The organism is Calditrichota bacterium (assembly GCA_014359355.1).
GTDB lineage: Bacteria > Zhuqueibacterota > Zhuqueibacteria > JANLFK01 > Oleimicrobiaceae > Oleimicrobium.
The window spans coordinates 1-1512 of sequence record JACIZP010000251.1; the positions used below are offsets into that span (position 1 = coordinate 1).

Genomic DNA, 1512 nt, shown 5'->3' on the forward strand with positions numbered 1-1512 from the left:
ATGATGGAGCTCTATGTGGCCTACGAGGACTATCACTTCATGATGGAGCTGGTGGAGCAGATGGTGAGCACCATTGCCGAGCAGGTCACCGGCAGCACCACCGTGGTCTATCAGGGGCAGCGCATCGACCTCAAGCCGCCGTGGCGCCGTCTGAAGATGTTCGACGCCCTGCGCCACTACACCGGCAAGGACCTGTACGACAAGACCGTGGAAGAATTGCGGGGGATCGCCGCCGAGCTGGGGGTGGAGGTGGAACACTTCTGGGATAGGGGCAAAATCATCGATGAGCTGTTCAGTCAGTTTGTGGAACCCCACCTCATCCAGCCGACCTTCGTCATGGACTACCCTATCGAACTGTCCCCGCTGGCCAAGAAGCATCGCGACGATCCCCGGCTGGTGGAGCGCTTTGAGCCCTACATCGCCGGGCAGGAGATTGGCAATGCCTTCTCCGAGTTGAACGACCCCATCGACCAGTCGGCCCGCTTCCAGGCGCAGATGCGTCTGCGCGAGGCAGGGCTGGAGGAAGCGCAGGTCATGGACCAGGACTACATCCGCGCCCTGGAGTACGGCATGCCGCCCACTGCCGGCCTGGGCATTGGCGTCGATCGCCTGGTCATGCTTCTTACTGATGCGCACTCGCTGCGGGATGTGATCTTTTTCCCGCATATGCGACCGGAGCACTGAGCGGACCATGAATTTCGAGCTCCTCATCGCCAGCCGCCATCTGCGCTCCAAGCGCCGCACCGGCTTCGTCTCGCTGATCACCTACATCTCGGTGTTCGGCGTGATGATCGGTGTGGCGGCGCTGATCATTGTGCTCTCGGTCATGAATGGCTTCGAAAGCGAGGTGCGTTCCCGCATCGTTGGCTTTGACGCCCACCTGCGCGTGGGTACCTACCATGACCGCGGTATCGAGGACTATGGCCAGGTGATTCGCCAGATCGAGGACATACCGCATATTCTGGGCATTTCTCCCTACATCGTGGAGAAAGGCCTGATCCGCTCTGCCGAAAGCAGCGGCGAGGGTCTGGTGATCAAAGGGGTGGACCCGGAGACGGTAGTCAAAGTCTCGGACTTGCAGCGGAACATCGTATACGGTAAGCTCGACTTGGGCATGGCCGCAGGCCCTGAGGGCGAGCGACCTCTCCCTGGCATAGTATTGGGGTTCAACTTGGCCGACAAGCTGGTGGTGGGAGTTGGCGACAAGGTCACCATCATCAGTCCGGTGGGGGTCACGGGCATGTTTGGGCCCATGCCGCCTGTGATGCAGTTTCGCGTGACTGGCTACTTCCAGACCGGTCTGTACCAGTACGACGATACCTTTGCCTACATCTCGTTGGAGTCCGCCCAGAAGCTTTTCAAGATGGGGCAAGGGGTTACCGGGCTGGAATTGCGGCTGGACGACCTATCCAACGCACGCTGGGTGGCGCAGCAGATCGACAGCCGCCTTGGGTATCCGTACCGCACCACCACCTGGTTTGACATGAACCGCAACCTCTTCTCCTGGATGCA

At 60.3% G+C, this 1512-nt stretch carries 2 protein-coding genes; both read left to right on the forward strand.

The window, feature by feature from the left end; genetic code table 11:
- A partial coding sequence (locus H5U38_11105; GenBank protein MBC7187572.1) for a lysine--tRNA ligase occupies positions 1-684 on the forward strand: 684 nt, incomplete at its 5' end.
- Between the two features lie 7 nt (positions 685-691).
- Positions 692-1512 (forward strand): ABC transporter permease (locus H5U38_11110; GenBank protein MBC7187573.1); only part of this gene is annotated, 821 nt, incomplete at its 3' end.